8 protein-coding genes are annotated in these 8761 nt (G+C 41.8%); all 8 read right to left on the bottom strand.

All coding sequences use genetic code 11. The features are described from left to right. Positions 1–162: 162 nt before the first annotated feature. Positions 163–1245: an efflux RND transporter periplasmic adaptor subunit gene (locus tag QZY09_RS10530; RefSeq protein ID WP_295672153.1), complete on the bottom strand. Its 1083-nt coding sequence runs from the start codon at positions 1243–1245 to the stop codon at positions 163–165. 4 nt (positions 1246–1249) lie between these two features. Then, complete coding sequence (locus QZY09_RS10525; protein ID WP_295672151.1) at positions 1250–4489, bottom strand: efflux RND transporter permease subunit; 3240 nt, start codon at positions 4487–4489, stop codon at positions 1250–1252. Between the two features lie 6 nt (positions 4490–4495). Beyond that, positions 4496–4639 (bottom strand): hypothetical protein, encoded by a 144-nt coding sequence (locus QZY09_RS10520; protein WP_295672149.1) that lies wholly within the window; start codon positions 4637–4639, stop codon positions 4496–4498. 2 nt (positions 4640–4641) lie between these two features. Beyond that, a complete protein-coding gene (locus tag QZY09_RS10515) occupies positions 4642–6027 on the bottom strand; it encodes a TolC family protein (protein WP_295672147.1) in 1386 nt (461 codons plus the stop codon). Between the two features lie 97 nt (positions 6028–6124). After that, complete coding sequence (locus QZY09_RS10510; protein ID WP_295672145.1) at positions 6125–6496, bottom strand: hypothetical protein; 372 nt, start codon at positions 6494–6496, stop codon at positions 6125–6127. 247 nt (positions 6497–6743) lie between these two features. After that, the gene (locus tag QZY09_RS10505; RefSeq protein ID WP_295672143.1) at positions 6744–7241 is read right to left on the bottom strand and encodes a PepSY-like domain-containing protein; all 498 of its coding nucleotides are present in this window, start codon (positions 7239–7241) and stop codon (positions 6744–6746) included. A 141-nt stretch (positions 7242–7382) separates the two neighbouring features. After that, positions 7383–7754: a hypothetical protein gene (locus tag QZY09_RS10500; protein WP_295672141.1), complete on the bottom strand. Its 372-nt coding sequence runs from the start codon at positions 7752–7754 to the stop codon at positions 7383–7385. A 295-nt stretch (positions 7755–8049) separates the two neighbouring features. After that, positions 8050–8661: a WbqC family protein gene (locus tag QZY09_RS10495; RefSeq protein ID WP_295672139.1), complete on the bottom strand. Its 612-nt coding sequence runs from the start codon at positions 8659–8661 to the stop codon at positions 8050–8052. Positions 8662–8761: the final 100 nt, after the last annotated feature.

Here is an 8761-nt window from a genome sequence, read left to right as displayed (position 1 = left end):
AGGTAAGGTGTATTAATAGGATGGGAGATATTAAACACTGATATTTTACCAATCCATAGTCCATTGGACGTATTATTATTATTTAACAAGGTATAAGAAAAAAAAAAGCCGGCAGCCTTTTAAGGCTTGCCGGCTAAAAAAACAATAAAACATCCTCACATTTTATTGCAGTATATCTCCCTGTTTGATCTCATCAGATGCGTGGAGCAGTATTTTATCATCGGCTTTCAGGCTCCCGAAAACCTCGGTGGAATCATTACTTATTAAACCCTCTTTAATATCTGCAAGGTTTGCTTTACCGTTTCTAACTACAACTACATACTCACGCTCAGTAGACCTGACAATTGCCGAATTAGGTACCAGTAAAGATTTTGCCCCGGATACCATAGGTATTTTTACCTCGGCATACATCCCTGGTTTTAATAGCCGGTTTTTATTGAGTACATCAATCTCAATCGCTTCGGAGCGCATACTGCCCAATGCATTTGCCGAACGGCTTATTTTAGCGTTTTGTTGCAGCCCGGGCATTGCATTAAAGGTGAACGTAACCGGCTGGTTCAAATCAACTTTATCTACAAAGTCTTCGGGAATAAACACTTCCAGGCGGAGTTTGCTGATATCCTGCAAAACAAGCATAGGCTGGTCGGTAGCCTTACCTGGTGAAACCAATGCTCCCGGCGAAACATTACGCTGAACTATTATGCCATCAAAAGGGGCATAAATGTTAAGGTAACTCTGTATTGTTCGCACTGATGCTACGTTTGAACGTTCTGACTGAGCCATCGCTTCGTCTGCTTTCATTTTGGATACCGCATTATCCAGATCTAAAGGGGATACTGAACCCGGTTCAATGGATGCCTCTTTTAGCCGCTGGTATTTTTCCCGGCTGGCCTGCGCAATTTCCTGCGCCTGTAAGTAACGGGAATTCGCAGCCTGCAATTGCGATTCCAATTCAGGTGCTTCCAAAGTAACGAGTAGTTGTCCTTTTTTCACGATTGAACCACGGTCGACATAAAGGTTTTTAACAAATCCATTTACTTTAGGGAACAGGTTTACTTCGTTATAAGGATTTAGTTGCCCTGGCAAGCGGGCAACGCTTGATAAGGCCTTTTCAGCTATCGTTCCTAATTGGTATTTATTGACTGCTTGTTTATTACCTGCGGTTAAATCAACCGGTTTTTCGCCACCCGAGCAGGCGGCAAATAAACCGGTTATACCGGCTAATATGATGGTTTTTAATTTCATGGTTTTATATTGTTGAAGGTTGGTTCTCTGTAATTTCATCGGGCATTAATGATGGTGAATTGTAAGTTGTTTTATTTTGTACCCAGGCAAATACTAGTGGCAGTATAAATAATGCTGCTAAGGTAGAGGCAAATAAACCGCCTATTACGGCACGTCCCAAAGGTGCTGTTTGCTCGCCGGCTTCACCCATTCCCGAAGCCATGGGTACCATACCGGCCATCATGGCAAAACTTGTCATAAGGATAGGCCTTAACCTGATAGAGGCGCTGGTAATTGCAGCACGGGTGGGATCACGAAATTCAAGGCGCAGATTTTCGCCATTCGTAACTATTAATATAGCGTTGGCTACCGAAACCCCGGTACTCATGATCATTCCCATGTAAGATTGTAAATTGAGTGTTGAGCCGGTGATCAATAATGCTGTTAATGAACCCAAAATTACCGCAGGGATTGTTGAGAGTACAGTTAGTGATAACTTGAACGACTGATAATTGGCAGCAAGCAATAAAAATATAACCAGGACAGCAAATAACAATCCGTTTTGAAGACTTGTTAAAGTATCAGTCAGCAGACTGGACATGCCTTTTACTTCTGCAATCAAGCCTTTCGGCGGTGTCCCTATTGATTTTAAAACATTTTGAACAGCGGTTGTTGCCGTACCAAGGTCCTTTTTGTAAATGTTGGCACTTACTGTTAAAAACCGTCTCGGACCGGTACGGTCGAATTCACCGGGTTGATAAGTAACTTTAAAATCAGCCACATCGGCAAGGGTAGGGCTGCTTTTCCCTTTTAATAAAGGAATCTCTTTCAGCTCGTCCATGGTATTCATTACATATTCGGGTATTTCCACCTGTACCTGGTAGGTATACGCTGCTTTTTCATCCAGCCATTGATTTTTTTCGGTAAAACGGCTTGATGAGGTACTTGCTGTAACAGAACGCCCTATATCGGTAATATTTAATCCAAACTGAGCTACTTTCAGCCTGTCAAGTGTAATGGCTATTACCGGAATTTTTAGTGGCTGTGCAATCTGCACATCCCGCAGATAGCTTATCTGCTTCATTTTATCAACAACCTTATTGGCATACGTTTCAATTTGCGTCATATCTTTCCCTGCAACACGGATCTCAATTGGTGTGGCGGCACCCTGGCTCATGATCTTTTCCGTCATGTCTATAGGCTCAAATGTTATCCGCAGATCAGGTAAAGCATTGGAAATATTTTTTCGGAGCGCATCCTTCAACTCATCCATATTAACTTTGTAACTTTCATCAAGGTCAACCTGCAGCACCGCTTCATGTGTCCCTGTGTTAAATATATAAAGGTTGCTGGTGCCATAACTGCTTGGTATTAATCCTACATAACCTGATGTTATGGCTACATGATGGTTAACAGTTTTATCGATGATTTGCAATACCTGTTTCAGTGCATCTTCGGTCCTTTCCAGGCGGGTTCCGTCAGGTTCTTTAATACGAATCTGGAATTGTCCGTTATTTATTTTGGGCATCATATCTTTACCAATAAAAACAAAACCAATGCCCGCAAGTATCAATACAACTACAAGGTAAACAGGAACTATCAGTTTTTTATGAGGCATTAACCGGCTGATTATTGCTACGAAACGCATTTTTACCTTTTCAAAAAAATCATTTTGTTCAGGATGCTTTTGCTCCTCAATCAGGTGCTGGTTTATCTGTATTGCTTCATTATGATCCAAAGCTTCACCTGCATGGGCATGTATTTTATCGTGATGATAGTGCTGGTAACGTTCGGCTTTAATCATCCAGTTACTTAAAATAGGAACAAGGGTTTGGGCCAGTACGTAAGATACGATCATGGTTAAACCAATAGATTGTGACAAAGGTAAAAACATGGCCTTTGGCACACCATTCATCAGAAAGGATGGGGCAAATACCGCAAGGATACAAAGTAATATCAATAGTAACGGGAAAGATATTTCCTCGCAGGCATCATAGATGGCCAATCGTTTGGGCTTTCCCATTTCAAGGTGCTGATGGATATTCTCAATGGTTACCGTTGCCTGGTCGACCAGGATGCCGATAGCCAGCGCCAAACCACTCAGTGTCATGATGTTAATAGTTTGCCCGAATAAACTAAGCAACAGCACCCCGATCAATATAGACACCGGAATGGTTATCACTACAATCAGGCTGCTTCGCAGGTCTCGTAAGAAAAGCAACACCATTAAACCGGTAAGCAAGGCCCCTAAACCACCTTCAGTCATTAAGCTTTTTACAGCATTCACCACAAAAACAGATTGGTCGAACTCGTATGATATCTTAACATCATCGGGCAATAAACTTTGCATTTCAGGCAGTTTCTTTTTCAAGTCCTGCACTACCGACCATGTCGATGCATCCGCTGTTTTTACAACTGGGATATATACCGAACGTTTGCCGTTAATAAGGGCATAATCCACTGTAACATCCGAGGCATCTGCTACCCGGGCAACATCTTTTACTAAAACAGGGACCCCATTTTTGGTTTTTATCGGGATGTCCCCAAACTCCTCTGCCTTTTTTACCAGGGTATTTATGGTAGTTGTAAACATTATATTATTAAGGCGAAGGTTACCTGATGGCGACATCACATTAAATTTTGCCAGCGCTTCAACCACTTCATCTGCCGTTAAGCCATAGCTGCGTAACTTATCAGGATCAACACTAACGGTGATAGAACGGGAGTTGGCGCCAAATGGGGGAGGAGCAGATAAACCTGGCACCGATGCAAACAACGGCCTTATCCGGGTAGCTGCCATATCATAAATTTCTTTAAGACTGCGCCCCTTTGCCGACATCACTAATTGCCCAACAGGCAGCGAAGAAGCATCAAAACGAACTACCTGCGGCGGTAAAGCGCCAGGAGGAAAAAACTTCATGGCGCGATTTACCTGCAAGGCAACTTCTGCCGAGGCTTCTGCCATGTTAGTGCTCTCGTAAAAGCTTAACTTCAGCATGGTTAAACCTTGTATGTTTTTACTGGTGATAGTTTTTACTCCGTTAACATAAAGGAACTGATCCTGCAAGCGGGTGGAGAAAAAACCTTCCATCTGCTGAGGTGACATACCTCCGTATGATTCAATTACATAAATAGTGGGCAGGTTTAGCTTCGGGAAAATATCTATCGGTATATTGATTGCACTGAGCACTGCAAAAATTAAAAGGCTCATGGTAATAACAATTACCGTGATGGGCCTTTTGAGTGCGGAGGTGACCATTGACATAATTTTTTATTTTAAGAGATTTAATATTGAGATGTTTGAAGCCTCACCTAAATCCTCTCCAAAGGAGAGGACTTTAAAAGGAAAGCTTTTTTTCTCCTTCTCCTTTGGAGAGGGCTGGGGTGAGGCAACTATTGCTTTTGCTAAACTCATTTTTATTTTAAGAGGTTTAAAATTGAATTTACCTGGTTCTCGGTGATCGCCTTCCGGAACAGCGCGTTCGAGTAACCGTATTTGGCCTGCATATAGTCCGTTTCGGCGCGGTATAGGATATTGAGCGCTGCATCCAGTTCCAAAATATCGGCAAGGCCATTCCTGTAAAGCGAAAGCTTTTGCCGGTAGCCATTGTTGGCCGCTTTTAACTGGTTTGGAATTTCCTTCAACCTGTTTAAAGCTGTTTCCATTTCTACATCGGCCTGGCTGGCGCTAAAATTCAGCAATTGCTGCTGTTCCTGCAGTTTTTTATAGGCATAATCCGTGCTGGCTTTTTGGGTGCGCAGTTTGAGTTGCCGCCGGCGTAAATCGAACAGGTTATAGGATATGCCTACGCCAACCAAATAATTACCGCGCTGAAAACCATAACCGCTTGAAAGGCTGTTGTACTGCCCGCTGGCATCCACGCTTGAGCCTCGGTCCCACGCCGCCGCCTCTAACGAGATCACTGGGTTATACATTTTTTTTACCAGCTTTTCCCGGTCGAGGTTATTCTGGTAAACCGACCTGTAAAAGTTAATCAGCGGGTGGTTAGCTGTATCTGCCGGAAACAGGTAGGCAGAAGGCTGACCGATCAATGTCATTTCAACCGTTGTATCCGGTACTATTGACTGATACGGATAACCGCTAACTGCCGAAAGTTGTAATTGAACCTGTTTGAGCTGGTTATTTACTTCGATATAGTTTAACCGCGCTTTTGACAACTCTGCCTGGGCTATACTGGTATCTACGCCCGGCCTCACGCCGCTTTTGGCGAGTGACATAATGGAACGGAGGATCTCCTGTGTGCGCTGGATGTCGCGGTATTGAATACCCATAAAATCCTGCAAGCGTAGCAATTGCAAATAATTGCCAATAGTAAAGGCCCGCAAGTCGTACTTTGATTCGGCATATTGATTTTGCTCGACGGTTACATCGGAATTGGCCACCCGGTTTTGGGCGCCGTATTTACCAAAATTGTAAACTTCCCAATCAAGGGCAGCAATACCAAGGTTATCAGACAAAGCCGTGGTCACACTGGTATTATGGATCCCGCCCGAACTTGACGGGATAATACCGAAGCCAAAATAAGGGCCGGTGGTATTATTACTGGTACCGATATCGGCCTGGTAATTTAGTTTCAAGTTAGGCAGCCAGTTATTGTGCACTTCATTTGCCTGGGCACGCCTTATAAGGATAGCTGCGGAGTCGGTTAACAAAGCCGGCGCTTTTTGGTCAACCTTGTTCAGTAACTCTTTTAATGTAACCGGTAAAGGTTGCTGTGCATATGCGCTGATTGCTATTACCAGCAATAACCACATAAACAAGCATCGTTTTATAATAAACATTTGTTTTAAAGATTAATTAAGAAATATTTTGTGGATAGGCAGATGCGGTACTGCCAAAACCTGAAAAAAATCGCGCTGACGCGACAAAAACACTTTCTCAGATGAGCAAATGACCATTAAGCAGCCAGGTATCCACAGGTTGGAAAACAGCGAGCTGCATATTGCGTAAATGGTGCTGGTTTATTTTAACCCCGGTAGCAAAAACAACGGGGAAAAGAATACTTAATAAAAAAGAAATACCCAAAAATAGCTGGGGAGGAGGGGTGAGCGCCTTTTTTTGAACTTCGAAGAGGTTAAAGTTGTTGTCTTCTGAAAATTCGGGCCTGCTTTTTGAAAAGGCTTTGATAAAGATACTTTCCCCGACAGGAGGGTGCAATTTGCTGAACATCTCAAAACCTAAAAAGGGCTTTGCCACGAACAGCAGCGCTGCAAGAAACAGATAAATTTTAGCTGCCTGGAGCTTTTCCATATAGTTTACAAAAGGGGTACTTTCAATATTTTAGTAAAGAGAAGTTTCCTATAATTGAATTTTCACAATGAAAGAACTGGTAAAAAGACATGGGAATTAAAACAGCTGCAAAACCAAGCCTCCGTGATCTTTGTGAACCCTTAGTGCTCTTTGTAGTTATGAATTCAACCACAAATGACACGAAGGATTTCACGACGTACACAAAGATTTTTTCAAATAACTACCAACCATTTTTGACCACATTACCTTAATTAATGATATTTTCTTTTACCTGGCTACCATCCTGTTTAAATTCAATGGTATGGTTTACCGTAAAAAGTTCCTGGTGGTTGGCGTTGACCTTGTGGTTAGCATCATCAACCTTCACCTGGTAAACCTCCCCGGCAGGGGATTCGATAATGTTAATGCCATAAATATGCCAACCGCTATATTCGCTTTTTTTGAAAGCTTCTTTAACCGACGGGCTCAGGTGCCCGGGCCAGTTGTATTTGATAACCGTATTCACCCAGTTGCCGTTTTTATCAAAAGTGGCTAAATACTTGTGACCGGCTTCTTTTGCCTTTGCAGTAAACTGGTCGTTCACTACTTCCCAGTCTTTAACCTGTGCATTAGGATATTTGGCCGTAAATGCCGCCTGCACGTTTGCCGGAACTTCGGTTTTGTTATTTGCCTGCGCAAAAATAATTGAGGTACAAAAAACCATTGCCATAATGGTTAATGCTATATATAATTTGTTGCTCTTCATTTTTTTATCTTGATAATTACCTTAATTCATGCCTTTAAAAAGCAGCACCGATGTGTTGGAAACAAATAGGAATGCAATAAAGAATTTATTGCTTGCGGACGAACGTCAAAGCACTGAGCACAGTGATTGACCGGTAAAAAATCAGATCAGGAACTGGCTGTTTATAAGCCATGTATCAGAGAAAGGAGATAAATTAAACTTAAGCCTTCGCAGATAGCGGTTGCTTATGGAAATACGATCTAATGAAAATAAAGGAAAAAGAACACTTAAAAGAAACGCGAAACCTAAAAGCAATTGATTGGCCGGGTCGGCTAATTTTTGCTGCACAGTTTTAATGTCAAATTTGCTGTCTTTAACATACTCCTGTTTACGTTTGGTGAAAGCTTTTACAAAAATACTGACCGCCAAAGGGGGATTTAAACGGTTGAACATGCTAAAACCCAAAAATGGTTTTGCAACAAAAAACAATACCGCAAGGAAAAATAATATCTTAACTATTTTGGACTGACGCATCGTTTTATTACAACGTATTTTTTATTACAAATATCATACAAAGTTGATGACAATTTGGTTTGAAACCTAAAGGTAACATGAATGTTGCGAAATTAAGAATACCAATATTAACAAAGTTTAAATTTATTGTTAACCTGCACTGCTTACCAACAACAAGGCGGAGTTTTAAAATGTGCACGCGTAAGGCTTAAAAGCAGACAGCGTTAGCCTGGTCTATATAAGATTTGCCCTGCAATAGACTCTGATTCATGGTGAACGAGCTGTTTATATACCTCAAAAAGGAACTGGTACTGGGTTAAAGATAATTCACAGCATGCGGCCCCTGGTTAAACAGCAAGTCGGCGATGCTCAGGTTTTTTTGAAACCCCTGTCGCTCATCAAAAACCTGCAGGTAGGGCTTTTGGTTAAAATCGTTTTCTTTTTTAGGGCTGATGGAGTGTCTTAAATCAGCCATTGTTGGATACTCCGCTTCATAGGTGGGGGTGTAGTTTAACTCTACTTTCATTTTGATAGCCTTCAGGATGAATTCCAACAATTGCCGGTTATAATCAAAAAGGAAATCAAATTTCTTTTCATAAAAAGGCGCCAGGTCATCTTCATAATATTCAAAATAAGCCGACCGGCGGTAACAGGCCTGCAGGCTGAGCCAGTGCAGTCGCTGCCATTCAAAATCGTAACTTATCCTTACATCTTTTATTTCGGTGTGATTTTTTGCCCCCTTTACAACCGGCACGGTTAATGCCAGCACACCGTCCGGAGAATAGAGATTAGCGCGATTACGGTAGGTTTGTTTGGGGAAATGTTCTTCACTTTCGATGAGTATATCAGGCTTGTAAATATTCAGTTTTACAAAATATTCAACGGGCGGAAGATAAAACATAGGTAAAACAGCGCCTTTTTCAATCATATATTTTATGTTTGCAGCAAAAATCGGAATAAAATAATGATAAAAAAAGTGCTTTCACGATTGGGTACATACGATTTGTACGCTCTATCGCTGTTTCGTT

Source organism: uncultured Mucilaginibacter sp., from assembly GCF_903913935.1.
Lineage (GTDB): Bacteria > Bacteroidota > Bacteroidia > Sphingobacteriales > Sphingobacteriaceae > Mucilaginibacter.
This window is presented reverse-complemented; position numbering and strand designations above follow the sequence as displayed.

Excerpts from the sequence above, each read along its gene's own strand:
- QZY09_RS10530 (WP_295672153.1), bottom strand. The coding sequence starts at position 1,245 with ATGAAATTAAAAACCATCATATTAGCCGGTATAACCGGTTTATTTGCC.
- QZY09_RS10525 (WP_295672151.1), bottom strand. The coding sequence starts at position 4,489 with ATGTCAATGGTCACCTCCGCACTCAAAAGGCCCATCACGGTAATTGTT.
- QZY09_RS10520 (WP_295672149.1), bottom strand. The coding sequence starts at position 4,639 with ATGAGTTTAGCAAAAGCAATAGTTGCCTCACCCCAGCCCTCTCCAAAG.
- QZY09_RS10515 (WP_295672147.1), bottom strand. The coding sequence starts at position 6,027 with ATGTTTATTATAAAACGATGCTTGTTTATGTGGTTATTGCTGGTAATA.
- QZY09_RS10510 (WP_295672145.1), bottom strand. The coding sequence starts at position 6,496 with ATGGAAAAGCTCCAGGCAGCTAAAATTTATCTGTTTCTTGCAGCGCTG.
- QZY09_RS10505 (WP_295672143.1), bottom strand. The coding sequence starts at position 7,241 with ATGAAGAGCAACAAATTATATATAGCATTAACCATTATGGCAATGGTT.
- QZY09_RS10500 (WP_295672141.1), bottom strand. The coding sequence starts at position 7,754 with ATGCGTCAGTCCAAAATAGTTAAGATATTATTTTTCCTTGCGGTATTG.
- QZY09_RS10495 (WP_295672139.1), bottom strand. The coding sequence starts at position 8,661 with ATGATTGAAAAAGGCGCTGTTTTACCTATGTTTTATCTTCCGCCCGTT.